This window comes from Hymenobacter frigidus (assembly GCF_014640435.1).
GTDB classification, from domain to species: Bacteria; Bacteroidota; Bacteroidia; order Cytophagales; family Hymenobacteraceae; genus Hymenobacter; species Hymenobacter frigidus.
Genome location: NZ_BMGY01000029.1, coordinates 31,579 through 56,848, shown reverse-complemented (window position 1 = coordinate 56,848; position 25,270 = coordinate 31,579). Strand labels below are relative to the sequence as shown.

The 25,270-nt window shown below is 62.7% G+C and carries 20 protein-coding genes; 2 read left to right on the top strand and 18 right to left on the bottom strand.

The features are described from left to right. Positions 1-1,362 precede the first annotated feature (1,362 nt). From IEW17_RS14555 to uvrA, 5 genes are all read right to left on the bottom strand, one after another. A complete protein-coding gene (locus tag IEW17_RS14555; protein WP_229749015.1) occupies positions 1,363-2,529 on the bottom strand; it encodes a hypothetical protein in 1,167 nt (388 codons plus the stop codon). Between the two features lie 24 nt (positions 2,530-2,553). Further along, entirely contained in the window at positions 2,554-2,712 is a 159-nt protein-coding gene (locus tag IEW17_RS14550; protein ID WP_188562782.1) for a hypothetical protein, read from the bottom strand. Positions 2,713-2,979: 267 nt separating this feature from the next. Next, positions 2,980-4,308, bottom strand: coding sequence for a tyrosine-type recombinase/integrase (locus IEW17_RS14545; protein ID WP_188562781.1), 1,329 nt, complete (start codon positions 4,306-4,308; stop codon positions 2,980-2,982). A 232-nt stretch (positions 4,309-4,540) separates the two neighbouring features. After that, entirely contained in the window at positions 4,541-5,182 is a 642-nt protein-coding gene (locus IEW17_RS14540; protein WP_188562780.1) for a methyltransferase domain-containing protein, read from the bottom strand. A 56-nt stretch (positions 5,183-5,238) separates the two neighbouring features. After that, on the bottom strand, positions 5,239-7,779 hold the full coding sequence (gene uvrA / locus IEW17_RS14535; RefSeq protein WP_188562779.1) for an excinuclease ABC subunit UvrA: 2,541 nt from the start codon (positions 7,777-7,779) through the stop codon (positions 5,239-5,241). Positions 7,780-7,902: 123 nt separating this feature from the next. Here uvrA and IEW17_RS14530 point away from each other — a divergent pair, with 123 nt between their 5' ends. Continuing rightward, complete coding sequence (locus IEW17_RS14530) at positions 7,903-9,333, top strand: hypothetical protein (RefSeq protein WP_188562778.1); 1,431 nt, start codon at positions 7,903-7,905, stop codon at positions 9,331-9,333. Between the two features lie 85 nt (positions 9,334-9,418). Here IEW17_RS14530 and IEW17_RS14525 read toward each other — a convergent pair whose 3' ends face one another. The 6 genes from IEW17_RS14525 to pxpB form a co-directional block, all read right to left on the bottom strand. Continuing rightward, the gene (locus IEW17_RS14525; RefSeq protein WP_188562777.1) at positions 9,419-10,948 is read right to left on the bottom strand and encodes an NCS1 family nucleobase:cation symporter-1; all 1,530 of its coding nucleotides are present in this window, start codon (positions 10,946-10,948) and stop codon (positions 9,419-9,421) included. Positions 10,949-11,103: 155 nt separating this feature from the next. Then, entirely contained in the window at positions 11,104-12,705 is a 1,602-nt protein-coding gene (locus IEW17_RS14520) for a glycerol-3-phosphate dehydrogenase/oxidase (RefSeq protein ID WP_188562776.1), read from the bottom strand. A gap of 175 nt (positions 12,706-12,880) precedes the next feature. Further along, positions 12,881-14,086 (bottom strand): NRAMP family divalent metal transporter, encoded by a 1,206-nt coding sequence (locus tag IEW17_RS14515; RefSeq protein ID WP_188562775.1) that lies wholly within the window; start codon positions 14,084-14,086, stop codon positions 12,881-12,883. Next, positions 14,083-14,865: a LamB/YcsF family protein gene (locus tag IEW17_RS14510; RefSeq protein WP_373286167.1), complete on the bottom strand. Its 783-nt coding sequence runs from the start codon at positions 14,863-14,865 to the stop codon at positions 14,083-14,085. The genes IEW17_RS14515 and IEW17_RS14510 overlap by 4 nt, the downstream gene beginning before the upstream one ends. A gap of 68 nt (positions 14,866-14,933) precedes the next feature. After that, positions 14,934-15,941 carry a 5-oxoprolinase subunit C family protein gene (locus IEW17_RS14505; protein ID WP_188562774.1) on the bottom strand — a complete coding sequence of 336 codons (1,008 nt, stop codon included), beginning with the start codon at positions 15,939-15,941 and terminating at the stop codon, positions 14,934-14,936. Next, positions 15,938-16,690 (bottom strand): 5-oxoprolinase subunit PxpB, encoded by a 753-nt coding sequence (gene pxpB / locus IEW17_RS14500; protein ID WP_229749014.1) that lies wholly within the window; start codon positions 16,688-16,690, stop codon positions 15,938-15,940. Before pxpB ends, IEW17_RS14505 begins: the two co-directional genes overlap by 4 nt. 47 nt (positions 16,691-16,737) lie before the next feature. Here pxpB and IEW17_RS14495 point away from each other — a divergent pair, with 47 nt between their 5' ends. After that, the gene (locus IEW17_RS14495; protein ID WP_188562773.1) at positions 16,738-19,395 is read left to right on the top strand and encodes a M1 family metallopeptidase; all 2,658 of its coding nucleotides are present in this window, start codon (positions 16,738-16,740) and stop codon (positions 19,393-19,395) included. Positions 19,396-19,703: 308 nt separating this feature from the next. Here IEW17_RS14495 and IEW17_RS14490 read toward each other — a convergent pair whose 3' ends face one another. From IEW17_RS14490 to IEW17_RS14460, 7 genes are all read right to left on the bottom strand, one after another. Continuing rightward, complete coding sequence (locus IEW17_RS14490) at positions 19,704-20,192, bottom strand: hypothetical protein (RefSeq protein WP_229749013.1); 489 nt, start codon at positions 20,190-20,192, stop codon at positions 19,704-19,706. A 191-nt stretch (positions 20,193-20,383) separates the two neighbouring features. Further along, a complete protein-coding gene (locus IEW17_RS14485; RefSeq protein ID WP_188562771.1) occupies positions 20,384-21,082 on the bottom strand; it encodes a hypothetical protein in 699 nt (232 codons plus the stop codon). Positions 21,083-21,245: 163 nt separating this feature from the next. Then, a complete protein-coding gene (locus tag IEW17_RS14480; RefSeq protein WP_188562770.1) occupies positions 21,246-21,770 on the bottom strand; it encodes a GNAT family N-acetyltransferase in 525 nt (174 codons plus the stop codon). A gap of 39 nt (positions 21,771-21,809) precedes the next feature. Then, positions 21,810-22,025 (bottom strand): helix-turn-helix domain-containing protein, encoded by a 216-nt coding sequence (locus tag IEW17_RS14475; protein WP_188562769.1) that lies wholly within the window; start codon positions 22,023-22,025, stop codon positions 21,810-21,812. 3 nt (positions 22,026-22,028) lie between these two features. Beyond that, complete coding sequence (locus IEW17_RS14470; protein ID WP_188562768.1) at positions 22,029-22,646, bottom strand: hypothetical protein; 618 nt, start codon at positions 22,644-22,646, stop codon at positions 22,029-22,031. Positions 22,647-22,751: 105 nt separating this feature from the next. Continuing rightward, entirely contained in the window at positions 22,752-24,323 is a 1,572-nt protein-coding gene (locus tag IEW17_RS14465; RefSeq protein ID WP_188562767.1) for an ABC transporter permease/substrate-binding protein, read from the bottom strand. Then, positions 24,311-25,258: an ABC transporter ATP-binding protein gene (locus IEW17_RS14460; RefSeq protein ID WP_188562766.1), complete on the bottom strand. Its 948-nt coding sequence runs from the start codon at positions 25,256-25,258 to the stop codon at positions 24,311-24,313. The genes IEW17_RS14465 and IEW17_RS14460 overlap by 13 nt, the downstream gene beginning before the upstream one ends. Between the last annotated feature and the right edge of the window lie 12 nt (positions 25,259-25,270).

Genomic DNA, 25,270 nt, shown 5'->3' with positions numbered 1-25,270 from the left:
CTATCAAGCTGATTTTAGCTCAAAACTCACCCTCACCCCTTAATTTTTAACACAGTTCATGTTAAGCACCACGGTTTCCCATTTACCGAACAGCCGCTTCAACTCTTCACGTGTGGTGGTGAGCTTCTGGGCATCGATAGCAAGATGTAGCTTACTAAAACGGACCGCTAATCCCCTGAACTCTGCACGGTATCGGGCTTCCCAAGCTGCCAAGGCCTGCACGGCTTCTGGCTCTAGTGGTTCGCTTATAGAGTAGTGTTTGATGAATTGGCTGTATCTCATGCGAATACCTTAACTCTTGGCAACAAGTAGGAGTAGGGATTTGGTCATAAGTCAGTGTTCTTGGTGTACGTTACCTTGGCGTTGTTCACCGTCTGGCTGTTTTGGATGGTATAGGAGCGAAGATGGAAAACCAAAGCTAGCACCACCGACGATGTAGTCGGGCTTACTGCTGTTTGTAACTCAATGCGTCCTTCCTGTACTCCGCTTGGCACCGGCCGGATAGCCAAGTTTAAACCAATCATGGTGAAAGGGATTACTATAAATTTTTATAGTTCTCTATGCTCAGGTAAGAGGCAATCCTGTTTCCACAGCGGGAGAGACCTTAGGCATTGAAAGCGCAGTCCCACGTTTGTAAATGGGGTGCCACTCACCCACTGATTGACAGCAATATGCAGGCATTGGGCCTAAAAAAAGGCAAAATCGGCTTTTTAAACTTGTCGCGCTTGTAGGTAGGTAGCAGATTGCTGTTTAAAGCCGCGCAGAGGCCAAAAATGCTGTTATTATTAGGTACGAAAAGGTGCCTTACACCATTGTTTTTACTCAAGTAGACCTCAATAAAGTGGGGTTAGCTGCTATTCAGGAACGTATAATTTAACTTCTTAAAGACCAAGCGAAATCGGAGTGCTAACGGCATGCAACGGTTCAGCCTGACGGACCCCTGGAGAGCCATAGTAATTACCGAGGGCTTCTTTTTAAGGGGTTTTGGGCCGCTACTACACCCCAGGATTCACCAAATTTCCATCAGGTAACAACGTTCTGCTCTCCTCTGCGTGGAGTCATTCGCTGCGCTGCTTCCTTCGCTGGCGCCGGTGGCCACGGTGCTACCGTAGACGCTGCTGGTTGCGCTTCTCGTTGCGCTGTGCTGCATTCCAAACCCAAGCCCCACGGGCAGCAGCTAGCCCCGTTGAGGGTGCTGAAGTTCTTTCTCTTGGGAAGCAAAAAAGTCCCGCGATGCCAGCCACAACCGGTGCCAGCCGATTGTTTTTGATACCACGAGACTCTTTGCCTAGTAACTGATTGATGTATTGTTGCTTACATAGGTCTTACTTGTTTTTGAAACGGCATTGTTATACGGGTGGGTTATGCAGCTACTTGCTGGGCTTCTGTTGGAGCTGGTAACGCTGACGAAGCCGGAGTGAATTTGGCGAGCTGCTTAGCTAGGGTTTCGGTTAGCTGATGACGCTGGGCAACGGCGCGGGCCATGTCGAGGTGAATACTTTCACCGGTGTGGGCGAATTCGGCAACATGGTATTTGATAACGTTTTTCTCCATCGTCAGGGTGCTGGTAGTAGGCCGGAGTTCGACTGTTTTGTTAAGTTCGGCTTCACCGTGAATAGTGTAGTCAATCAGCGAAACACGGGTGCAATTCTGAGGACGGGTAGCATCTTTCTTGCGGATGTCGAGCGGCCAAAAATGCTGAAACAACTGCGCGAGGTAAGCGGGACTGTTGAGTCTTTGTAAATCAATGCAATAACTAGTTGCTTCCGTCTGTTTGCCTGTGTTTGAAACGGCATTGTTGTACCGGTACTCTTTCAGGGCGCGAGCCTTGATGCTGACTTCGACGCTGTACACTGGCTTACTGGGGTCGAACCCATTGGCAAGGTGCCAGTCGGAAACGTACTGTTTTGGCTGGCTGGCCAGCTTAAAGGACTTGTCGTAAATCTTAACGGTTACTGTCTCGCTATCCTTGCCGAAATAGGTAGTATTGAAAATCTTGCCCGTACGTTCGTCCCTGGCCCCAATGACGGTTTCGTGCTTGTCATTGCGGCGCATGATGCGCTGGTATTTACCCGTTTTGCCGGTAAGGCGCTGAATAAGTTTGGCGGGGTCGATTTGTTGCGTGTAAAGGCAAATGTCGAGTTGGCTAGAGTTAGCTACTTCCAGCCCAAAAGCCTGAAGGAATCCGGCCAATTCCCCGCCGTGGTTGAGGGTGTAAAAGGCTTCGTTGGTGACATGGAGCGGCCGGAGGTTCTTGCTGACCCCATACTTTTTGGTTCTATCGGTCAACATGAAGCCCAGGAGCTGGCCACCGGTGTAGATGTTGAGTTGTAGATGATAGGCGGCATCGTTGCTGTGCACCTTTTCAACGGTGTAGGTCCCGGCCGTGTAGGTGTCCTTGGCGGCGGAGTAGGTGAGGTTGACGAGGTCTGCCGGGGCCGGGCCGGTGATAGATAGCGTGGTAGCGGGCTGGACATTTACGCGGTACAAATCGGTACAAATAGCGTAACGGTTGATAACATCTGGCACTGTTAAGAGGGTAAGCGGAATCGGTTATTTGGCTCCGTGCTGGGGCTGTGCGGCAACATAGCATTCGAGGTAGCGTCGAATGACTGCGGAGAGTGTCTGGCAATTAGTTTGAGCGGTGGCGTTGGCCTTTTCGATAAGGACAACGGGGGCTTTGAAGTTGAAGAGCTTGGTGGGTTTTTCCATGTGCGGGGTTTTGCTTAAATAGTCGCCTGTCGGTAAATAAGCGACTTGACCAAACATACACCGACTACCCAATGCGACGAAAATTAATCGTACTGGTTTGACATGAAAAAAGCCCCAGCGGTGAAGCTGAGGCTGTTTTTGCCGTGGGTCTGGGAATTACTAACGGTTGTGGCTGGCAGCGTAGCGGGCTGAACTGGAGGCCTAGGGGGCGTTGGTAACTACGTCGGCGCTGTTCACCACCATGCTAAGCGGTGAAGTAGTTAAGCTTTAGGCGTTGAAGGCATCAATAAACTGCCGAGCAGCTTCAACCTCGCCCTGCATCGCGTTCTGGTACTTGCGGAAGCTTCGAGGGTCCGAGTGATTGCTCCATTTCATGGTAAAATGCTGAGGGACAGACTTTTGAATACACATTGTGACAAAACTTCTGCGAGCTGTGTGGGTTGTTATCCACTGCCATTTAGCCTTTGTGGTTTGCGTCTTTCGCTTGCCAACAGCGTGAAGCTGAGTGATTGACTTTTGAAGACTGGGCGTCGTCTCGGCTAACACTTTCATCACGTCCTTGAGCACCCTGTTATACTCCTGGTTGCTGACGCTAATTGGCTCGGTGCCGATTTCGGCGAGTATTCGCCCGGCCGTTGGGAATAGGGGTACTGAGGAAAAATCGTCTGTTTTGCTTATGTCAATTCGCACCGTGTCGCCGTCAACATGTGAGGCGTTCAGCCTTACTACGTCGGAGAACCTGAGGCCGCTCCACGCCTGCAAGAGAAACAACTGTTGAACCCGGTGCATCCTCGGGTTATGGGTAAGGTCTAAGGCCTCTAAAGCTTTGAGTTCTTCAATGCTAAGCGTTATCACGACAAGGTTCTTCGGCGGCTTAACCTTGTATTTGGGCTTGAGGTCCTTGTAATGAAAGCCTAATTGCTCTTGGTGGGACTCAAGGAACTTCTTCATCGCTATCACCCGGCGCTCCACGGTGGTGTTGTGGAACCCCCTTGATGTTAGCCAACCCTGGAACTCATCGAAGGCATCAACGGTGAGCGTCTCAACGTCCCAGTCCTGCTTTTTATCTTCCTTATAACCACGTAGGTTTTCCTGCAGCGCGGAGTAGACCTTAAGGCTGTTCGGCTTCACATCCTTCGTTTCAATGAAGGCACCCAGGGCATCGATAACGTTGGTGAGCTTGGGAGCTTCGGGGGGTGAAGCCTCTTTCGCTATATCGTTGATGACCTCCACCTGCTTAATGGTTGGCTTTTCACCGTGCTGCTGGAAGTACTCACGGATAATAGTATCAAGCTTGCTCTTGAAATCTTTGAGCTTGTTGTTAGCGGTGGCCACTGGGTTAGGCTTGGTACCCGTGGAGTTCTTTTTGTCATCCTCCACGCTGACGGGGGGAACATCTTCGATACCACTGGGGCGTATCTCTAGCTTAACAGCGTTCCAATTTTTCTCCCGGACCCGGTACCCTGTGGGAAACCATTTCACCTTACCGCCGTGGCTGTATTGCGCTACGATGCTGCCCAACTGGGTAGCTTGGCTGATGTTAACAAGACGAAGTTTGGTTTCGAGAGCGTTGCGGGTTTCGTTTACGTGTTTCATGCGGTGCCGGGGGAGTTACACAGTAGTTACACAGTAAAGTTAACGGAAAGGAGTGGAGATAACAAACCTGTTTTACCCAAAAGGCTTATTTTTGAGCTGTTTAAGCACGTTTAGCTGGTAGACAACAGAATGCATATCCGGTACGGGGAGTCCAGTCCTCGCTACCTAAAAGGCCGTTTCCAGATTGGAAACGGCCTTTTTTCTTTTTAGCCTTTTGGTTTGGGTAGCATAATCAGGAAGCTGCCCGCGCAATTACGGCGTACAGCGGGTCGGAGCTGCCGGGAGGCTGCGGACTGCGGTCAAGCAGCTCGATGCCGTGCCAGCCGCCGGCCGCCAGTAGGTACTGCCGCACCAGGGCGAGGTGGCCACGGTCGTCGAGGGCGTGCCAAGCGGCAATGGCTTTGCTGGGAAAGCACCGGTTCGAGAACGTGATGACCAGCGGCGCTTCGGGCCGGAGCACCCGGGCCAACTCGCGCAACACCGCCACCGGTTGGGTCAGGTAGTCGATGGAAACACAGATGGCCGCGCCGTCAAACGCAGCGTCGGCAAAGGGCAGGGTGGGCTGCTCGTTGAGGTCCTGCACCACAAAGGAATCAAGACGGGGATTGGCGTGCAGCTCGGCGGCGTTCATGCCCAGGCCCACCACGCGGCGGTAGGGCATTTCGGCGGGCAGGTGGCTCACCCAGCTGCTCATCAAATCCAACAGCTCCGTATCGGGCAGAAAGTAGTTGCGGTAAAGCTGGGTGACGGCCGCAATGGCGGGGGCGTCAATGTGCGTTACAAAGCGCGGGAGGCGGTAGAAGTCTGCGTCGGGCGTTTCGTCCTGGCGGCGGAAGGTGTGGTCGGGAAACGGCTGGTTGGTGTTGGGGTCCATGGGGCAGGGAAAATGCTGGGCAATGAAGGCTTGGTAGGTGCCGAAGGGCCGCGTCGCTACCCCGCCGGCTGCAAAAACCGTTTTAGGTAAGGTGCGGTTCGGCTGTCTTTCGCTTGCGCTACTTCGGCGGGCGGCCCGGCGGCCACCACGCGGCCCCCTTCCTCGCCCGCGCCGGGGCCGATATCAATGACCCAGTCGGAGCCGGCCACCACGCGCATGTCGTGCTCTACTACGATGACGGTGTTGCCGGCCGCCACCAAGCCGTCGAGCTGGAGCAGGAGCTTTTCCACGTCGGAGGGGTGCAGGCCGGTGGTGGGCTCGTCGAGCACGTAGAGCGTGTTGCCACGCCCGATGCGCTGCAGCTCGGTGGCCAGCTTGATGCGCTGGGCTTCGCCGCCGGATAGCTCGGTGGCGGGCTGGCCGAGGCGCAGGTAGCCCAGGCCCACCTCGCGCAGCACGGTGAGGGCGCGGTGTACGGGCGGCTCTTCGGCGAAGAAGGCCCAGGCGTCGTCCACGGTCAGGCTTAGCACTTCGGCGATGTTTTTGTCGCGGTACTTGATTTCGAGGGTTTTGGCGTTGTAACGGGCGCCGTGGCACACGGAGCAGGGGGCATACACGCTGGGCAGAAACAGCAGTTCCACCATCACGAAGCCTTCGCCCGAGCAGTTTTCGCAGCGGCCCTTGGCCACGTTGAAGGAAAAGCGGCCGGCGTCGTAGCGGCGCTTGCGGGCCTCGGGGGTGGCGGCGAACAGCTTGCGCACGTGGTCGAACAGGCCGGTGTAGGTGGCCATGTTCGAGCGCGGCGTGCGGCCGATGGGCTTCTGGTCCACGCGCACCAGCCGCTTGATGCCTTCCAGGCCGGCCGTAATCTGCCCGCCGAGGGTGGCCGGGGCGGGTTGGTCCAGGGCGTCGGCCTCCTCGTCTTCGGGATTGAGGACTTGGCCCAGCTGCCCGGCCACCAATTCCACCAATACCTGGCTCACCAAACTGGACTTGCCCGAGCCCGACACGCCCGTGACGGTGGTGAATACGCCCAGCGGAAATTCCACGTCGAGCCGGTCGAGGTTGTTGCGCGTCACGCCGGCCAGCCGCAGCCAGCCGCTGGGCGTGCGCGGGGGCCGGTCGGGCAGCACGGGGGCCTCAAAAAGAAACGGGCGCGTTTGCGATTCCAGCACGGTTTTCAGGCCCTCGGGCGGGCCGCTGTAGAGGATTTCGCCGCCTTTCTCCCCCGCGGCCGGTCCCACGTCCACCAGCCAGTCGGCCTGGCGGATGACGTCCAAATCGTGCTCCACCACGAACAAGGAATTACCCGCGTCCTTCAGGCCGGCCAGCGCCGTGAGCAGGGCTTCGGTGTCGGCGGGGTGCAGGCCGGCGGAGGGCTCGTCCAGCACGTACACCACCCCAAACAGGTTGGAATACAGCTGCGTGGCCAGCCGCAGGCGTTGCAGCTCGCCCGGCGAGAGCGTGGGCGTGCCGCGCTCCAGCGACAAGTAGCCCAGGCCCAAATCGAGCAGCACCGCCAGCCGGGCCGCCAAGTCTTCGGCAATGAGCCGGGCCACGATGGCCTGCTCGGGGTGCCGGTTATCGTGCGGCTGCCGGCCGGCCGTGCCTTGGGCGTAGGGGCGCAGCAGGGCTGCCAGGCGCTGGAGCGGCAGCCGCGCCATCTCGGCAATGTCGATGCCGGCAAATTTCACCGACAGGGACTCCGGCCGCAGGCGCTTGCCGTGGCAGGTGGGGCAGTCGCTGCCCAGCATGTACTGCGCCACGCGCTTTTTCATCAGCGCGCTTTGAGTGGTGGCGAAGGTGTGCCGCACGTACCGCCGCACGCCCGTGAAGGTGCCCATGTAGTTCGGCTGCTCGCGGCGCTTGATGGCCCGCTGGGTTTGCTCGGGCGAGTAGCCGGGGTACACGGGCAGCACCGGCTGCTCGTCGGTGAAGAGTATCCAGTCGCGGTCCTTCTGTGGGAGGTCGCGCCAAGGCGTATCCACGTCGTAGCCCATACTCACCAGAATGTCGCGTTGGTTCTGGCCGCCCCAGGCTTGCGGCCAGGCCGCGATGGCCCGCTCCCGGATGGTGAGCGAGGGGTCGGGTACCATCGTCTGCTCGGTCACTTCGTACACCCGGCCCAGGCCGTGGCAGTTGGGGCAGGCGCCTTCCGGGGTGTTAGGCGAAAAGGCTTCGGCGTAGATAATGCCCTGGCCGGCCGGGTAGTCGCCGGCCCGCGAATACAGCATCCGCAGCAGGTTGGCCAGCGTGGTGACCGAGCCCACCGACGAGCGGGTGCTGGGCGCGCCGCGCTGCTGCTGCAAGGCCACGGCCGGCGGCAGCCCGTCAATGGACGTGACTTCGGGCACCGCCATCTGGTGAAACAGCCGCCGGGCGTAGGGCGACACCGATTCCAGGTAGCGGCGCTGGGCCTCGGCGTAGAGCGTGCCGAACGCCAGGCTCGACTTGCCCGAGCCCGACACGCCGGTGAACACCACCAGCGCATCGCGCGGAATGTCGACGTCGACGTTTTTGAGGTTGTGCTCGCGGGCCCCGCGCACGCGCACGAAGCCGGAGAAATCAGCGGGGGAAGAGGGAGGAGTTGTCGGCATAGCGGGAAGCAGGGAAACGGTCGGAAGATGCATACGCAGGCGGCGGGCTGGCATCCGGAAAAAAGGTTGCCCGGCATTGGCGATTGGGAGCCTTACTTTGGGAAAGCCTTGAATTTCCGTCTGATGATGTCTACCCGTTTTTTGCTGCTGGCCTTGCTGCTAGCGGCGCTACTGCTGGCGGCTGCCCCCGCTGCCCGCGCTCAAACCTATTACCTCGATTTGACCGGCCAGCTGCTGAGCGTACCCAACCGGACCGTGACGGTAGAGCAGGTAGTGGATGGACGCGAAGGACACGCGGCCACCGGGGTGGTGTACCGGGGGCTGGGCAACAAATCGGCCGCTGTGCTCTTCCGACAAGGCCTCGCGCCCGAGCTAACGGCGTTCGTGCAAGCCCAACTGCCGGCCCGGCCCACCGACCACTCGGTGGTGCTGTGCCTGCGGCAGCTGCGCGTGAGCGAAACCATAACCCGGATGACCGAGCAGGCCAGCGCCGACCTGGCCGCCGATGTGTATGAGCACCTGACCGATGGCTACCACTTTGTGCAAAGCGTAGGAGGGCACACCAACGCCCGCGCGCTCGAAACCACGTACTTGCACGCCGAGCACGTAGCCCTGCTGCTGGGCCAGTGCATGGAACAGTTGAACCGGGCCGATTGGACGGCCGCGGCCGCCCGAAAACCTCTCTCCTTGGCCGCGCTGGCATCCGATGTGCCGGCCAGCCTGGCCGGGGGCGGCCGCCGCGGACCGGTACCGCCCATTCTGCGCCAGGCCCCGCGCCGGGGCATGTATTATCGTTTCGAGCAGTTTCTAGCCAACCGGCCCGATACTTCCCTGGCATTTCGGCTCGATACCATCCGGCTGCGGCTTGGAAGCGAGTTGGCGATGCAGAAATGGGCGGGGGTAGCGCGGGTGCGCCCCTTGCCTACCGACGGGAGCAGCCACCGCAAGGAGTTCACGGGCCTGTGGGGCTTCTCAGATGGGCAGCAACTGTTTGTGTTGCACGGCAAGCGGTTTTTCCCGCTGGTGCGGCAAGGTAGTTTTTTCACGTTTGTGGGCGAGGCCCCTCTTGACCAGGAATACGTCCTTGCCCGGGCCGAAGCGCAAGCGCGGGCTGGGGTGATGGGGGTGGCCCTGATGAACAAGCCCGACCACACGGCTGAGCCCATGCCTTACGCCCTCGACATGCGCACCGGCGAGCTGGCGGCCTATCCCGGCTCACGGTCTTCCGCCCGCCCCGACACCGCGTTTATCTACGTGTACCGGCCGGTGCCGGCTACTGGCCCGGCGCTGGTCAAGGTTCGGGTGAATGGTCGCGAAGTGGGGAGCCTGCGCCCTGGCCAGTACCTTGAACTGCCGTGGTTCCGCCACGCCCAACCGTTGCAGCTGTGCTTCGACGGTTTGCCAGTAACGACCCCCTGTCAATACCTGGTGCCTGATAAAGCTCAGCTTAACTATCTGAAAATAAATGCCTCCGGTTCGGCTAGCTCCTGGCAATGGATGCCGCCCGCCCAGGGCTCGGCCGACCTGGACGAATTGGATAAGCAGCGCCAATAGCGCCAAAGATTACTCGCGTAGCCATCATCAGCAAAAGTCCGGGACACCAGGATTGCTGAATGGCCGCGCTACTGCCAAGCGGTGTTTATCGAACGATTGAAGAAATAGTGCTGGCCCGTACGCTGGCTGAGGCAGCCGTTTCCACAGGCAGGCCAGCCGTTTGCCCGCGCATCAGCAGCCAATACACGCCGCCCGAGACCAGAAAGCCCACGAACCACGCGTAGTTGTAAACCGCCACCAGCGCCGGCCACACGGTACCCTTTTCCAGCACGCCGATGGCCGTGAGGAAGCCGGGGATGTTGGGCGCAATGCCCACGGCCAGCGCCAGCATGGCGGCCCAGTTCACGCCGTGGCGGTAGGCGTAGCGGCCGGTGTACTGGTACAGGTCGGGCACGCTGAGCTGCTGGCGGCGGAGCACGTAATAATCCACAATCATGATGCCGCCGATGGGCCCCAGCAGCCCCGAGTAGCCCACCAGCCAGGTAAAAATGTAGCCCGAGGGGTCGGCGATGAGCTTCCAGGGGAAGATGAGCACGCCGAGCACGCCGGTGAGGTAGCCGCCGGTTTTGAAGCTGATGCGGGTGGGCGAAAAATTGGCGAAGTCGTTGGCCGGGCTCACGATGTTGGCCGCGATGTTGGTGGCCAGCGTGGACAGGGCCACCGCCAGCATGGCCCCGCTCACCAGCAGCCGGCTCTCGAACCTGGCGGCCAGCACCACGGGGTCCCAAATGGTTTTGCCGTAGATGACGAACGTGGCCGAAGTCACCACCACCCCCACGAATGAAAAGAGGGTCATCGAGGCGGGCAGCCCGATGGCTTGGCCCACTTGCTGGGCCCGCTGGCTGGTGGCGTAGCGCGTGAAGTCGGGGATGTTCAACGAGAGCGTGGCCCAGAAGCCCACCATGCCCGTGAGCGAGGGGAAAAAGAAGGCCCAGAACTGGGCGCTGGAAGTGAACTTGCTCGGCTGCGCCAGTATCGGCCCCAGCCCGTTGCCGGCCGCTATGGCCCACCACAGCAGCGCCAGCGCGGCCACCGGCAGAAAAAACGCCTTGAACACCAGTAACTTGCGGATGCTCTCCACGCCCCGGTGCACCACGCACATGTTCAGCAGCCAAAACAGAAAAAACAGCAGCGCCGGCCCCGTGGCCAGCCCCCAGCTGGCCGGAAACACCGCCGGCAGCGTGGCCAGCCCCGGCACCCACAACACCGCCATCTGGTAGAGCGCGTAGCCTCCAATCCAGGTTTGGATGCCGAACCAGCCGCAGGCGATGATGGCCCGGAGCAAGGCCGGCACGTTGGCCCCGCGCACGCCAAAGCTGGCCCGCGCAAACACCGGAAACGGGATGCCGTACTGCGCCCCGGCCCGGCCGTTGAGCAGCATGGGCACCAGCACAATGCTGTTGCCCAGGAAAATGGTGAGCAGGGCCTGCCACCAGTTCATGCCGCCCTCAATGAGCGAGCTGGCCAGCATGTAGGTCGGGATGCACAGGCTCATGCTCACCCAGAGGGCGGCGTAGTTGCCGGTGCCCCAGCTGCGCTCGGCCGGGGCCACGGGGGCCAGGTCGGGGCTGGTGAGGCCGGGGGCGTAGGTTGCGGCTTGGGGCGAGGAATTCATGGCGGTCAACGGAAGAAGACGCAATCAGAACGTCATGCTGAGCGAAGTGTAACGAAGCCGAAGTATCTCTACCTCAATACTAAGCTAATAGATTGAATTACTTGCTCGGTAGAGATGCTTCGACCGCGCGGCCGCCCGATAAGCATGACGTTCATTCAGCGCGGAACTGTCGGCGTAACCAGCAAATACCCCCGCGCCAGCTCGCCGAACGCCGCCACCTGCCGCGTCTGCCAGTCCGCGTCGAACCCCAGCTCCTGGGCCAGCAGCGCGGCCACGACTGGGGCCACGCGCATAGCCGTGGCGGCGTCCAGAAATAGCAGCCGCACGCGCCGGGCCAGCACGTCTTCCACGGTGCGGGCCATCTCAAACCGGGCCGCCCACACCACTTCGGCCTGCACGAATTCCAGCTCGTCATCGAGCTTCGCGCCCAGGGCCGGGTTTTCGGCCAGCAGTTGTTGTAGCCCAGCGGCGTCGCCGCCGTAGTGCGCGAATGCCGCCTCCCCCGTGGCCGCAGTGGCCGCTTCGGCGCCGTGGATGGCCAGCTGGGCGGTTTGGCTGGCCGCGGCTGGTAGCTGACCCAAGGAAATGGCTTTGTCGATGGCGTCCTCCCCCATACGGCGGTAAGTGGTCCATTTGCCGCCCGTGATGGTGACGAGGCCGCTGGCCGAGGCCACGATTTTGTGGCTCCGCGAAATCTCCTTGGTTTTGGTGCTGCCGCTGGCGGCGGCGGCCAGCGGGCGCAGGCCCACAAAGATGCTGCGCACGTCGGCGCGGGTGGGGGCGCGGGTGAGGTAGTGGGCGGCGGTGCGCAGTAGGAAATCTATTTCGGCTTCCTGGGCCCGGGGCTCCAGGCTGGCGGTGGGCACGGGCGTGTCGGTGGTGCCCAGCACCACGCGGCCCAGCCACGGCACGGCAAACAGCACCCGGCCGTCCTCTGTGCGGGGAATCATCAGGGCGGCCCCGCCGGGCAGAAACGACCGGTCCAGCACCAGGTGCACGCCCTGGCTGGGCCGCACCAGCGGGGGCGCTCCGGGCTCGTCGAGCCGGCGCACGTCATCCACGAAAATGCCGGTGGCGTTCACCACGGTCTTGGCGCGCAGCTCGTATTCGCGGCCGGTTTCGTGGTCGGTGGCGCGCACGCCGGTCACGCGGCCGTGGGCATCTTTGAGCAGGCCCAGCACGCCGCAGTAGTTGAGGGCCGTGCCGCCGTGGTCGATGCAGGTTTGGGCCAGGTTCACGGCCAGCCGGGCGTCGTCGAATTGGCCGTCGTGGTAGCGTACGCCGCCGCGCAGGCCCCTGGGGCGCAGGTTGGGCAGCTGGCGCAGGGTTTCGGCCCGGCTCAGGTGTTCCGATGCGCCGAGGCTGCGCCGGCCGGCCAGCAGGTCGTACAGCTTTAGACCGATAGTGTAGAACGGGCCGCCCCACCAGTTGTAGTTCGGAATGATGAACGCCTGGTTGTGGCACAGGTGCGGGGCGTTTTGCAGCAGCAGGCCGCGCTCGTGCAGGGCTTCGCGCACCAGCCCCACGTCGCCCTGGGCCAGGTAGCGCACGCCGCCGTGCACCAGCTTGGTGCTGCGGCTGCTGGTGCCCTTGGCAAAGTCGGCCTGCTCCAGCAGCAGGGTTTTGTAGCCCCGGCTGATGCCGTCCAGCGCCACGCCCAGCCCCGTGGCCCCCCCGCCGATGACGATGAGGTCCCACGCGGGCACCGCGGTGAGCTGGCCCACCAGGGCATCGCGGTGAAAGGGGTTAGGGGGCATGGGCAGGGTTTAGAATAAAGCTAGACTTTCGAACGTCATGCTGAGCGTAGCCGAAGCATCTCGCTCGCATAGTTTAACGAAAGGTTAGCTCGGCTAACTATTGAGTTACTACCACACCCGAGATGCTTCGGCTACGCTCAGCATGACGTTCTTTTTTCTGCTTTTCAATACAAAATCAGCGCAGCAGCCCGCTCACTTGCTCCACCAGTACGGGCACGCTCAGGCCGCCCATCACCACCACCACCACCCAGCCGGCGGCCAGCATCCAGCGGGGGTGCTGGTAGCTGCCCATCAGACGGCGGCTGGTGGCGGCCACCAGCACAATGCCCAGGGCAATGGGTAGGATGAGGCCGTTGATGGCCCCAGCAAACAGGAGCAGCTGCGTGGGCTTGCCAATCAGGACGAAAATTCCCGTTGAAAGTAGAATGAACACCGAAATGCATACCCGCTCGTAGCGCGCAAATACGGGGTGGAAAGTCTTGAAAAACGAAACCGAGGTATACGCCGCCCCCACCACCGACGAGATGGCGGCGCTCCACAAAATCACCCCAAAAATGCGGAAGCCCACCTCGCCCGCCGCCGACCGGAACACGCCCGCCGCCGGGTTGTCGGCCTCCAGCACGGCCCCGTGGCTGAGCACGCCCACGATGGCCAGAAACAGCACGAACCGCATAAGCGTGGAAATGACGATGCCGCTGATGGCGCTGCGCGTCACTTCCGCCTGGTTTTCTGGGCCGGTGATGCCAGCATCGAGCAGCCGGTGCGCGCCCGAAAACGTGATGTAGCCGCCCACCGTGCCGCCCACGATGGTGACGATGGCCGCCGCGCTCATCTTCACCGGCAGCAGCGTGTGGTGCAGCGCCTGCAGCAGGGGCGGGTGCGCGCTGAAGGCAATGCCCAGCGTGAGCAGAATCTTGACCGTGCCCAGAATCTTGGTGAAGCCGTCGAGCATCTTCCCGATTTCGCGCACCCAAAACAGCGTCAGGGCCACCGCGCAGCTGATGAGGGCGCCCTTTTCAAACGACATGCCCGTGAGCACGTTCAGCCCCAGTCCGCAGCCGGCAATGTTGCCGATGTTGAACGCGAAGCCGCCCAGAATGACCGTCGCGGCCAGGAAGTAGCCCAGCCCCGGCAGCAGCTTGTTGGCCAGGTCCTGGGCCCGCAACTCGCTCACCGTGAGAATACGCCAGGTATTGAGCTGCGCGCCAATATCGAGAACGACCGAAACCAGAATCACGAACCCGAAGCTGGTGAGCAGCTGCTGGGTAAAAACCGTGGTTTGGGTGAGGAAGCCCGGCCCGATGGACGAGTTGGCCATCAGGAAAGCGGCCCCCAGGCTGGCCCCGCCCCACCAGCGGGCCTTCGGTAGCGCCGGCCTCATTGGGCGCGGCCGGTAGTGCCCGCGGCCAGCTGCACGCCCGCGGCGCGCAAGGCCTGATTGAGCTGCTGGGCAAATTCCAGGGCGTGCGCGCCGTCGCCGTGCAGGCACACGGTATCGGCCCGCAGGGCTACGTCGGGGCCTTGCTGGCTGCGGACCCGACCCTCGGTCACCAGGCGCAGCACTTGGGCCGTGGCGGCGGCGGCGTCCGTAAGCAGGGCGTCGGGCTGGCGGCGGGGGGTGAGGGTGCCGTCGGCCTGGTAGGTGCGGTCGGCAAAGACTTCGTGGGCGGTGCGCAGGCCGAGTTTCTCGCCGGCCTTGGTCAGCTCCGAGCCGGCCAGGCCGTAAAGCGTGAGCTCGGGCTGCACTTTGTACACGGCTTCGGCCAGGGCTTCGGCCAGGGCAGCGTTGGTGGCGGCCATGTTGTAGAGCGCGCCGTGGGGTTTGAGGTGGTGCAGCGCGCCGCCTTCGGCCCGCACGATGGCGGTCAGGGCGCCGAGCTGGTACACCGTCATTTCAAACGCTTCCTCGGCTGAAATATCCATGTTGCGCCGGCCAAAACCGACCAAGTCTGGCAGCCCGGGATGCGCGCCAATGGCCACGCTATGGCGTAGGGCCAGGCGCACAGTGCGCTTCATCACGGCCGGGTCGCCGGCGTGGAAACCGCAGGCAATGTTGGCCGAGGTAATGAAGGGCATAATGGCCGCGTCGTGGCCCAGGTGCCAGGCCCCGAAGCTCTCGCCCATGTCGCAGTTCAAATCAACGGTAGGGATGGGGGGCATAAAGTGGGGTACGGTGGTGAATGAGCCAACAAGAACGGCACGCCGGGCCCGCCGAAGCACAGCGTCCCTCAGATTTTGAAAAAAGCCCCGATGGCCCGCCGCAATGCCGCCACCCGTCGTTCCTGGGCAAGGTACAGCGCCTGCGCATCGGCCAGTGAAACTTCCTGAAAGCGGAGGGTCTGGCCCGGCCGCACTTGCGCCAGGGCCGCAAAATCGACCGAAATAACCTGCGCCAGCCGGGGGTAGCCGCCCGTCGTCTGGTGGTCGGCGAGCAGCACGATGGCCTGCCCGCCGGCCGGCACCTGCACCGTGCCAAACGCGACGGCGCTGCTCAGCAGCTCGGTATCAACCAAGCGTTCCAGCTTCGGCCCTTGCAGGCGGTAGCCCATGCGGTCGGCCTGGGGGCTGACGGTGAACGGCCGTTGCCAGAACGCCCGCTGGCTGCCGACCGAAAACTGCCCGTACTCCGGTCCCGGCAGTGCGCGAATAATGGGGTTGGGCCGGGGCACGGGGCAGAGGTCGGGCCCGGGCGTCCAGCGGGCCTGGCTCCAGTTTTTTTCGGGTTGAAATTCGGGCAGGGCTTGCAGCAGTTGTTGGCTCAGCGGCGCTGGCTCGCCGGTGGGCAGCTCGTCGCCGGCCCGCAGCGCCCGGCCGTGCAGGCCGCCCAGTTCGGCGCGCAAATACGTGGCGCGGCTGCCCAGCACCACAGGCACGGCCACGCCCCCGGCCACCGCCAGGTAGGTCCTGCTGCCCGCCACCGGCGCGCCAAAAGCCAGCGTAGTGCCGGCCCGCACCCTAATGGGCCGGTTCAGGCCCACCGGCTGGCCGTCGAGGGTGGGGGAGAGGTGGGCACCCGTGAGGGCAATGAGGTGGGCGGCCCCAAAGCGGATGGTGGGGCCGAGCAGGGTGATTTCGAGGCCGGCCGCGTGCTCGGCATTGCCCACCAGCAGGTTGCCCACGCGCAGGGCCACGGCATCCATGGCCCCGCTCACGACGAGGCCGTCCTGCTGGTAGCCGAAACGGCCCAGGTCCTGCACGGTGGTGAGCAGGCCGGGACGGAGGATGCGGAGGCTCATAGCAGAAGCTCTTGTTGCTGAAGCCGCGTAAATTCGGCGGTATCGATGGGCACGAAGCGCAGGTGTTGGCCGGCCCGCAGCCGGCTCGGGTGCGCCCATTCGGGGTTGAACAGCCGCAGCGGCGTGCGGCCGATGAGCTGCCAGCCGCCCGGCGTGGGCAGCGAATAAATACCCGTTTGCGGCCCGGCGATGCCCACCGCGCCGGCTGGCACCAGCGCCCGCGGCTCCGGGCGGCGCGGGGTGGCCAGCCGCGCATCCAGCCCGCCCAGGTACGGGAAGCCGGGCGCGAAGCCAATCATGTGCACCAAGTATTCGGCTTTGGAATGCAGTTCGATAACCTGGTCCGGGGTCAGTCCGGCGTGTTGGGCCACGAATTCCAAATCAGGCCCAAACTCACCGCCATAGCACACCGGGATTTCCACAACGGAAGTTTCGGCGGTCGCTTCAGTGGCCGTAGCAGTTGCCAGCAATTGGCGTAGGACTTCCGCTACCCGCTCATACGGCTGGCACTGGCCGTTTTCGCTCACCAGCCAGGGGTCGTAGTACACGGTGAGGGTGGTGAAGGCGGGCACGTATTCGCGCAGACCCACGAACGGGTGCGCCGCCAGGTAGCGGCTGAAAGCCGCAATGGCGCCGTGCGTCAGGGGGCTGATGCCCGTGCCGAATTCGAGCACGACGGCCGAGTCACCCAGCGGAAACAGCCGCACGGCGGGCGGCGGGGCGGGGAGCGGCAGGGGGCGGTTGCTCACGGGGCGGCGGCGGTTACTTTTGAGGCTCTCTGCACCGGTTTCTTCCAATGACTTTTAGCTTCCGCAAATATGGCGGCACCGGCGCGCTCGCGCTCGGCCTGCTCGCCGCTGCCTGCCAGCGCCAGCCCCTGTCCCTGCCCCGTACTGCGAATGCCGCCAGCGCGGTGCTTCCCGTCGGGGCCTTGCCCTTGCCGGAGCCGCCCGTCGAAAAGGGCGTGTCCGAAGCCTTGGCCGTGGCCCGCAAGCAGCTCATCAGCGGGGTGGCCTACAAGCTCAGCCTGACGGTGCCAGCCCAAAAAACGACGCCCATCGAGGCCGTTGAGTCGGTATCCTTTTATTTGAAAGACAACCGGCTGCCGGTGCAGCTCGATTTCAAAGCTCCGACGGCAAACCTGCACGGCCTCACGGTAAATGGCCAGCCCGTGGCAATCGACCACCGCGCCGAGCACCTCGTATTGCCCGCCGCCGCGCTCAAGCCGGGCCACAACGTGGCCGAAATCCGCCTCATGGCCGGCGAGCAGTCCCTCAACCGCAACGACGAGTACCTCTACACCCTGCTGGTGCCCGACCGCGCCCGTACCGTGGTGCCCGTTTTCGACCAGCCCGATTTGAAGGCCACCTTCGCGCTGGCCCTCACCGTGCCGGCCGGTTGGCAGGCCGTGGCCAACGCCCCGGTGCGCGATTCGGTGCTGTCCGGCACCATCAAACAGTACATCTTCGCCACGTCCGACAGCATCAGTACCTACCTGTTTTCCTTCGCGGCGGGCAAATTTTCGCGGGTAAACCGAACCCTGAACGGCCGGGCCATGCGCCTGCTGCACCGCGAAACGGACGCTGCCAAGTTGCGCCTCAGCCTGGGCCCCATCTTCCAGCTGCACGCCGATGCGCTGCAGTTCATGGAGCAGTACACCGGCCTGCCTTACCCGTTTCAGAAGTTCGATTTCGTGTCGATTCCCGATTTCCAGTACGGCGGCATGGAGCACGTGGGGGCCATCGACTACAAGGCTTCGACGCTGTTTTTGGATGAGGGCGCCACCCAGGACCAGCTGCTGGCCCGTTCCAACCTGGTGGCCCACGAAACGGCCCACATGTGGTTCGGCAACCTCGTGACTATGCAGTGGTTCAACGATGTGTGGATGAAGGAGGTATTCGCCAATTTCATGGCCGACAAGGTCACGCGCGTAGCGGTCCGGAATTCGAACTACGACCTCAAGTTCGTCATCGACCACTACCCCGCCGCCTACGGCATCGACCGCACCGCCGGGGCCAACCCCATTCGCCAGCCGCTGGCCAACTTACAGAACGCGGGCTCGCTCTACGGCAACATCATCTACCACAAAGCGCCCATCATGATGCGCCAGCTGGAGCGCCTCATGGGGGAGGAAGCCTTTCGGGAGGGCCTGCGGGACTACCTGCGCCGCTATGCCCACGGCAACGCCACCTGGCCCGCCCTCATCGACCTGCTCGATGCCCGCACGCCCGCCGACCTCCAGGCTTGGAACCAGGTGTGGGTGAACCAGCCCGGCCGGCCGGTTTTCAGCCACGAGCTGACAACCAGTGCCGGTAAAATCACCGGCCTCAGCCTCACCCAGCGCGCCGAAGATGGCTCCGACCGCCTCTGGCCCCAGCTCTTTGAGCTGCTGCTGGTGTACCCCGGCGGCCGCACCAAGGAGCTGACCGTGAACATGAATCAGCGCACCGTGGCCGTGCCGTTGGTCGTCGGCGAGCCCGCGCCGGCCTTCATCGTCTTCAATTCCACTGGTCTGGGCTACGGGGTGTTTCCGGTGGCAAAAGAGCTGCCGGCCCAACTGGCCACGCTAAAGAGCCCCGTGGCCCGCGCCGCCGCCTACGTCAACCTCTACGAGAATATGCTCAAGGGCCAGGTTCTCAAGCCGCAGGAATTGTTGGCCGTGTACCGCCAGGCCCTCGCCCGCGAACCCGAGGAGCTGAACCTGAAGCTGCTGCTCGACCAGGCCACCGACATTTTCTGGCAATTTCTCGGCCCGGCCCAGCGGCAGGCCGTAGGGCCCGCCTTTGAGCAGAACCTCTGGGCCGCCCTCCAACAAAGCCCCTCGGCCAACGCCAAGAAGCAGCTCTTTAAAGCCTATCAGTCCGTGGCCCTGACCCCGCCCGCCCAAGCGCGCCTCTACCGCATTTGGCAAACGCAAGCCGCCCCCGTCGGCGTGAAGCTCACCGAGGACGACTACACCGCCCTGGCCCTGGCGCTGGCCGTGCGCGCCTATCCTGCCGGCCAGGGCGCCGCGCCGCAGCCCATCCTGCCCGCCCAGCTCGCCCGCATCAAAAATCCCGACCGCCGCCAGCGCCTGCAGTTTCTCATGCCCGCCCTGGCTCCCGACGCGGCCACCCGCGATGCGTTTTTTGCCAGCCTGAAAGACGAGCAGAACCGCGAAAAAGAAGCCTGGGTAACGTCCGCGCTCGGCTACCTGCACCACCCGCTGCGCCAGGCCACGTCCGAAAAGTACCTGTCCGCCAGCCTGAACCTGTTGGAAGAAATCCAACTCACCGGCGACATTTTCTTTCCGTCTTCCTGGCTGCAGGCCACGCTGGGGGCTTATCAGTCGCCCGCCGCGGCGGCCACCGTGCGCACTTTCCTGGCCGCCCATCCCAACTACAATCCGCCGCTGCGGGCCAAGCTCCTGCAAGCGGCCGACGACCTGTTTCGGGCCGAGAAGCTGGTGCGGTAAGCCGCGCCGCCGAAGCAGGATACTTGGGGCAACTCCCCTAAACTGGCGCGAGTTTAGCGCAGCGTAACTCGTGACTGTAAATCCGGGCGAGGCTGTGCCTCTCAGTAGAACGATGTCGTCGGATAAAGCTAGCGGCGCAATCCTGCCGTGCCGCTAATACGGCAGTAGAGGTGCAACCTCCACCGCAAAGCTGGTCACGAGTTACGCTACGCTAAACTCGCGCCAGCATGAGGGAACTCGCACTCGACACCAGAAGGTGTTCGCAGCACTTGTGAGCACTACCGGTTGCTGTTTAGGGAAAGGAGGGATTAGTAGCAACCATAGGCTCCATGACAACTGGGGTCGTTTTCTCCACTGCCATCCCCCTCGTTGAACAGCCACGTTTTGCTGTCGTAATTCGAGATGAAAAACCCAAAAAATCTTTCCCGGGCATCGTCTATTGTGTACCCCTGGAGTTGGTCCTCCTCAAAGGTTAAGGTCACTTTTTTGTGCCCAACGGGTAGCAAGAGAGGGACCGGAATGATGAGCCATACTTGAGCTCCGCGCCAAGCCAGTTCGTCGGCCCGGTACTGCCAGCGTTGCTGCAAACCGACTACTGCTTTGCGGCGCGGCTCGCCCCAGAGGCGCAGGGCATCGGCCGTGGTGACCCCGCCCTTATTCAATCCGTTGTCGCCCACATGCAGACCCAGGGTGGTGCCGACCGGCCGTTGGCGGGTGCCAGCGACGAGGCTAAGGCCAACACAGCCGGATAACCCCACCGGCACAAGCAGAAAGAGGAGGCGCAATCGATGCAGCATATATCAACGGAAAGGAAATGACTTACTTTTGGTTAGGCTGCAAAATGCACTTTTGCGCGTTCACGAAAACGGTGGTATATCTACTCCAGCCCCAGCGGTTTCTCCAGCAGCAACATTAGGAGCGTGAGCGGCGGCCGGGGGATGCTGTGGCGTTGCCCAGGCGGTGTGGGCCGCTTGGGGTAGCCGGCGGGTTATCGAAAAAGCGTGGCTGCTTCCTCGTAGGTTACCTGGTCAATTTCTTTGCGAAAAACATAGGAATACACGATGCGCTTAAAGTCGGCGGGGCCTACCAGCCCCGCCCGGATGTGCTGGGCCAGCAGGGGATAGTCGACGAAAAAAGCGGCCGCATGCTGCGCAAACTCTTGGTTATTAGTAGGCATCATTACCAGGTCAGCTTCTTTGGTGGGGCGCAGTACCCAGGTGCGGTAGTGGCCCGCCCCGTACTGGCCCGTCCCGCCGTACTGGCCCGCCCCGTACTGGCCCGGTCCGTACTGACCCGGCACCAGCCGGTCGTGCTCCAACACCTGAAACTTGCCCTTTAGGACGACCCGGTAAACGTCGGCTTCGCCAAAAGGCATGGTGGTCGGCTGGCCAGCTACGGCAACCTCCCGCGCGACGGTGAACGAATCGGTTCCCATTGTGAAATGGCGCAACGCTTCGGGCGCCAGGTTGATGGGGTCGGCTTTGCCCTGGTCCACCTGCACCGCATTACGGGTCAGGGTTTGCCACAAGCGCAGCCTGCCCGCGTGCCGCGTGCCGTCCAGCAGCGTGTACCAGCCCGGTTGGTATTTGCCGTGCGCGGCAGGCTCCAGGAATTTGGCCCGCCGCCCCTGGCCGTGGCTTTGCGCGTGTCCGAGTAGAATGAGAAGGCCAAGGCCAAGGTATTTCATGTGGGCAAGGAATGGGAGAACGAACCGAATTTGAGCGGTACGCCGAAGTATTGCAACGGTACAACCGCGACAAATTTACCCCGCCGCAACGGGCAAACAACGCTGGCTAAAATCGTCGGAAGGTCGTTGGTAAGTCGCTGCCCGCACCGGGGCTCGGTGAAGACTACCCGAGCGGCTTCTGCAGCACCAGCAGCTCCAGCGGCTGCTTGGGAACGCCGAAGCGCGGGTCGGTGGGGAAGGGCTTGGTGGCCCCGGTGGGGTGGTAGCCCTGCCGCTCGTAGTAGGCAATGAGTTCGGGCCGCACCGAAATGACGGTCATCTTGCTCACCGTGCAGCCGTGCTGGCGGCCGTAGTTTTCGGCGGCGCGCAGCAGGAACTTGCCCACGCCCTGGCCCTGCCCGGCGGGCGCCACGGCCAGCATGGACAGGTGCAGCCGTTCGGCATCGGCCTGCACATGAAAACTGCCGAGGAGTTCACCCGCCGCGTTTTGGCACAGCAGGGTGGCGGCCTGGGGCAGGGCCAGCATGTCGAGCAGGCCCGCTTCGTCGATGCGCTGGCCGTCGAGCAGGTTGGCTTCGGTGGTCCAGCCCTGGCGGGACGAATCGCCCCGGTAGGCCGCGTTTACGAACTGGGTGAGGCGCGGCGCATCGGCGGGCGTGGCGGTGGCTAGGGTGAAATCGGCATTCATGCAGCGAAAGTAAAGGAGGGGTATCAACCAACGACTGGTTTAGACAGGAGCATTTGGTGCGTATTCCAGCAGGTCGGCGGGTTGGCAGTCCAATGCCTGGCAAATGGCAGCCAGAGTTGAAAAGCGGATGGCCCTGGCCTTGCCACTTTTTAGCACGCTCAAGTTGGCCAGCGTGATGCCCACCCGCTCGCTAAGCTCGGTCAGACTCATTTTGCGGCGGGCCAACATCACATCGAGCTGCACTAGAATGGGCATAAGTCAAATGGTCAGGTCGGCGTCCTGCTGTAGTTCTTCACTCCGCCGCAAAAGTTGGCCGCAGGCAAGCAGTAGTGAGCCCATGAAGACGTATACCATGCTGCTCGGCTGTGGGCTGAGGTAAAATAAGTGGTTGGTCCGGGTTTCAAATAAGCGGGCAATGCCTAAATCGAAGGTCATTTTGATGACGTACATGGCCGCCGTAAGCCCGCCAATTACCGTAAAAACCCGGCCGGGCCGCAACGCAAATTCCTGGCCGGCCCGCAGCCTCAGCAGCACCCGCCACAAATACAGTCCGACCGCGAACATGAAAAGCGCATCAACAATGGTTATGCCGCTGATGCGGTAGAGCAGCAGGTTTTCCCAAAACGAAGTGGGCTGGTACAGCAGCATACCTTGCGTGCCGGTGAAGTAAGCGCCCACCGGCGAGTTGATGACTGTGCTCAGGTGCGGCCGGCCATTGGCGATTTCGTGGGCCTGAACCTGCACCACCAAACCATTCCTGGCCCACCAGAAACTATAACCCGCCGTTCCCAGGAATAGCAGTAACTGCGCGGAGCTTACGTAGAGTAACGCGTTGGCGCTCCGACGGACGGAAGCAAGTGTAAAAACAGGATGCATGGCACAATAGCTTGGTAGCGAAAAGAAGTTGCCAAGGTACACTATTTACTGTTTATCAATAAATAGTGTTTGTTAATCAATGTTTGTCTAAACGCTTTTTGGCAATCACTGCCGCAAGTAGCCGCCCAAATCCGACACGCTGACGATGCCCAGTTCCTGAGCCTGCTGGCCCCGCATCAGCAGGGCGTAGGTGTTGTTGAAGCCCAGCGGGGCCAGCCACTCGAGGCCGAAGCGGCGGCGAAACTCGGCCCGCACGTAGCCCAGCACCGCCGCCGGCCGGCCACCCAGCGAGTCGACTACAGCGGGCGTGGGCTGCAGCAGCACCAGCAGGCCGGTACCGGTGTATTCGGGGTACATATCAATGGCCCCATCGCGCAGGGCCTCGAAGCAAATGGTGGTGCCGCCGAGGCCGGTTTTGGTTTCCACAGCCAAATCGGTATTGCCGCGGATGAGGGCGGCGTACAGCTCGGCCAAAATGTATTGCTCGGCAAAAATCTTGGAGCCCAGCTTCACCACCGCCGCGCCTGCTACGGCCGGGCGCGGGGCGCGCCACAGCCCGCGTAGCCGCAAAAAGGCTTCGGCAATGGCCTTGGGGTCTTGGTGGAGGTAGTCGGCGCGGTAGTTCAGGTCGGTCATCACCGAATCGGAAATCTGGCCATCGAGGCGGGCCAGCACGGCGGCCAGCTCGGGGTGGGTGCGCAATAGCGCGGGGCGCACCACCGGCACGGCGTAGTAGGGTGGGAAAACGCGGCGGTCGTCGCGAAGCACGCGCAGGCCGTAGGCCCGAATGCGGCCATCGGTCGAGTAGCCGTCAATCACGTCCACATCGGCGTGGCGGGCGGCCTCGTACACCAGCGCGGGGGCCAGCACCACGCTGGGCAGGTGCACCAGGCCGTAGCTTTTGGTGAGGCCCGGCAAGCCATCGGCCCGGCCCACAAACTCGGGGCTGAAGCCGGCCAGCAGCTTGCCCGTGGCGCGGGGCAGCAAATACAGCCCGCCCAGCAGGGGCAGCGCCACCAGCAGCGCCGCGCCCACCTGGCCCAGGCGCTTCGTGCTCAGCCTCTGCACGCCGCCCAGCAGGGCATCGAACGCCAGCGCAAGCCCGGCGGCGGGTAGGGCCCCGGCCAGTATCATCACGGGATTATTGAGCGCGATGCCGCCGAAGATGAACTCGCCCAGCCCGCCGGCCGCCACGTAGGCCGCCAGCGTGGCCACGCCCACGTTTATCACCGTGGCCGTGCGAATGCCGGCCATGAGCACCGGCAGGGCCAGCGGCAATTCGACCCGGCGCAGCACCTGGCCATCCGTCAGGCCCAGGCCGCGGGCGGCTTCCACCACGGCCGGCGCCACGCCCCGAATACCGGCCAGCGTGTTGCGGATAATGGGCAGCAGCGAATACAGAAACAGCGCGAAAATGGCCGGCTTCGGCCCAATGCCCAGCAGCGGAATCAGGAAGCCGAGCAGGGCAATGCTGGGCACCGTTTGCAGCACGCCCGCCAGGCCCAGCACGGCCGGGGCCCAGCGCGGCCTGCGCGACAAAAACAGCCCCAGCGGCACGCCCAGGAGCACCGCCAGCAGCAGCGAGCCCGCCGTGAGGCCGATGTGTTGCAGGGTTTGCTCGCCCAGTTTGCCGGCTTGCTCGTGCCAGAAAGTGAAGAGGGCGGCTAGCGTTTCCATGCCTTCTCCTCTTGTTGTAGGGCCTCGCCGAAAGCGGCCATGAGCTGCGCCACCGTGAAGCGGGCAGTGGCCGGAGCAGCGCCTGTCAGGGCCTCCAAGGCATCGTGTACTGTGGTGGTGGCGGTCAAATCGAAGGTGTCGGTTTCGGTGCTGGGGAAAAGGTCGCCCAGGGTGAGGGTGCGCAGCTGCAGCGCCAGCCGCTCGGCGGCAAAGAAGCGGCGCACAAACGCATTGGCGGGCCGAAACAGCAGCGCCCGCGGCGTGTCCAGCTGCTGTATCTGGCCCGCATCGAGCAGCATGATGCGGTCGGCCAGCTCGAAGGCTTCGGTCACGTCGTGGGTCACGAGCACGACGGTTTTATTCTTCAGCTCCTCCAGCTCCCGAAATTCGCGCCGGATGCTGGCGCGGGTGAGCGGGTCGAGGGCCCCGAAGGGCTCGTCGAGCAGGATGATGGGCGGGTCGGCGGCCAGGGCGCGGGCCAGGCCCACGCGCTGCTGCTGCCCGCCCGAAAGCTGGTGCGGGTACTGCCCCGCATAGCGCGCCGGCGGCAGGTGCAGGCGGGTGAGCAGCGCTGTGGTGCGGGCCGCAATGGCGGCCGGGGCGTGGCCGAGCAGGTGCGGCACCACGGCCACGTTTTCGGCCACGGTGTAGTGCGGCAGCAGGCCCACCTGCTGAATAACGTAGCCGATGCCGCGCCGCAGCACTTCTACGGGCTGCTGGCGGGCGTTGCGGCCGTTGATTTCCACCGTGCCCTCATCGGGCTCAATCAGGCGGTTGAGCAGCTTGAGCAGCGTGGTTTTGCCGCAGCCGCTGGGGCCGAGGAGCACCAGCGTTTCGCCCGCGGCCACGTCGAACGATACGTCCTGCACCACGGCGTGCGCCCCAAAGCTTTTGCAAAGGTGAGTGGCACGGATGACAGGCGGGGCGTCGGGCATGGGGAAAGGTAA

What these genes read in the sequence shown, in the direction of transcription:
- IEW17_RS14550 (WP_188562782.1), bottom strand. Translation starts at nt 2,712, where the DNA reads ATGGAAAAACCCACCAAGCTCTTCAACTTCAAAGCCCCCGTTGTCCTT.
- IEW17_RS14545 (WP_188562781.1), bottom strand. Translation starts at nt 4,308, where the DNA reads ATGAAACACGTAAACGAAACCCGCAACGCTCTCGAAACCAAACTTCGT.
- IEW17_RS14540 (WP_188562780.1), bottom strand. Translation starts at nt 5,182, where the DNA reads ATGGACCCCAACACCAACCAGCCGTTTCCCGACCACACCTTCCGCCGC.
- uvrA (WP_188562779.1), bottom strand. Translation starts at nt 7,779, where the DNA reads ATGCCGACAACTCCTCCCTCTTCCCCCGCTGATTTCTCCGGCTTCGTG.
- IEW17_RS14530 (WP_188562778.1), top strand. Translation starts at nt 7,903, where the DNA reads ATGATGTCTACCCGTTTTTTGCTGCTGGCCTTGCTGCTAGCGGCGCTA.
- IEW17_RS14525 (WP_188562777.1), bottom strand. Translation starts at nt 10,948, where the DNA reads ATGAATTCCTCGCCCCAAGCCGCAACCTACGCCCCCGGCCTCACCAGC.
- IEW17_RS14520 (WP_188562776.1), bottom strand. Translation starts at nt 12,705, where the DNA reads ATGCCCCCTAACCCCTTTCACCGCGATGCCCTGGTGGGCCAGCTCACC.
- IEW17_RS14515 (WP_188562775.1), bottom strand. Translation starts at nt 14,086, where the DNA reads ATGAGGCCGGCGCTACCGAAGGCCCGCTGGTGGGGCGGGGCCAGCCTG.
- IEW17_RS14510 (WP_373286167.1), bottom strand. Translation starts at nt 14,865, where the DNA reads ATGCCCCCCATCCCTACCGTTGATTTGAACTGCGACATGGGCGAGAGC.
- IEW17_RS14505 (WP_188562774.1), bottom strand. Translation starts at nt 15,941, where the DNA reads ATGAGCCTCCGCATCCTCCGTCCCGGCCTGCTCACCACCGTGCAGGAC.
- IEW17_RS14495 (WP_188562773.1), top strand. Translation starts at nt 16,738, where the DNA reads ATGACTTTTAGCTTCCGCAAATATGGCGGCACCGGCGCGCTCGCGCTC.
- IEW17_RS14490 (WP_229749013.1), bottom strand. Translation starts at nt 20,192, where the DNA reads ATGCTGCATCGATTGCGCCTCCTCTTTCTGCTTGTGCCGGTGGGGTTA.
- IEW17_RS14485 (WP_188562771.1), bottom strand. Translation starts at nt 21,082, where the DNA reads ATGAAATACCTTGGCCTTGGCCTTCTCATTCTACTCGGACACGCGCAA.
- IEW17_RS14480 (WP_188562770.1), bottom strand. Translation starts at nt 21,770, where the DNA reads ATGAATGCCGATTTCACCCTAGCCACCGCCACGCCCGCCGATGCGCCG.
- IEW17_RS14475 (WP_188562769.1), bottom strand. Translation starts at nt 22,025, where the DNA reads ATGCCCATTCTAGTGCAGCTCGATGTGATGTTGGCCCGCCGCAAAATG.
- IEW17_RS14470 (WP_188562768.1), bottom strand. Translation starts at nt 22,646, where the DNA reads ATGCATCCTGTTTTTACACTTGCTTCCGTCCGTCGGAGCGCCAACGCG.
- IEW17_RS14465 (WP_188562767.1), bottom strand. Translation starts at nt 24,323, where the DNA reads ATGGAAACGCTAGCCGCCCTCTTCACTTTCTGGCACGAGCAAGCCGGC.
- IEW17_RS14460 (WP_188562766.1), bottom strand. Translation starts at nt 25,258, where the DNA reads ATGCCCGACGCCCCGCCTGTCATCCGTGCCACTCACCTTTGCAAAAGC.